The 583-nt window shown below is 65.0% G+C and carries 2 protein-coding genes; both read left to right on the forward strand.

Going from position 1 to position 583, the window contains the following annotated elements:
- A partial coding sequence (locus AC1DYG_RS18950; protein WP_477641415.1) for a hypothetical protein occupies window positions 1-374 on the forward strand: 374 nt, incomplete at its 5' end.
- Window positions 371-583 (forward strand): hypothetical protein (locus tag AC1DYG_RS18955; RefSeq protein WP_477641416.1); only part of this gene is annotated, 213 nt, incomplete at its 3' end. The genes AC1DYG_RS18950 and AC1DYG_RS18955, both read left to right, overlap by 4 nt.

Genomic DNA, 583 nt, shown 5'->3' on the forward strand with positions numbered 1-583 from the left:
TCCGCATCCCGGTCGATCGCCAGATCGGCGCGCTCGTCGGGGCCACGATCGTGAACGGCTCGATCTACCTGGCCAGCAGAGGGCTCTGGATTGCCGACGGGCAGTTGTCGTTTGAGGGGTACCCCACCCTCGGCTCGACGTACTTCAACGTGCAGATCAGGGTCTACGCACCGAACGGGACCCTGCATTTCCAGCGGATCGCGGAAGCGGTCACCGGAGAGCGGGAGACCCTGACGGTCCATGTGCCGTTCACCGTCCCCGACCCGGGGTACTACGTCGAGCTGTGGGCAAATGCCGCGTTCGGTCGAGGTATCCGCGGCGGCAGCGTGTGGAACGGCATGTCGGTCGACAAACGAAGCACGGAGAAATCATGATCCTCGACCCATTTTCGATGACCTTCGACGCCTCAGAAATGGCTGACGCCGAGATCGAGGAGCTTGCCGTCGCGCTCATTGCCGTGTCGGGCGACCCCGACGCCGACCCGGCGCCGCTGATCGCCGCGCTACGCAATGCTGCGGCTCGCGAGCGCGCGCTCGAGGACCCGTACTGGCGAGATCTCGTGAACAAGGAAGCCGCCGAGGAT

The sequence above is a fragment of the Pedococcus sp. P1_H8 genome, assembly GCF_056405175.1.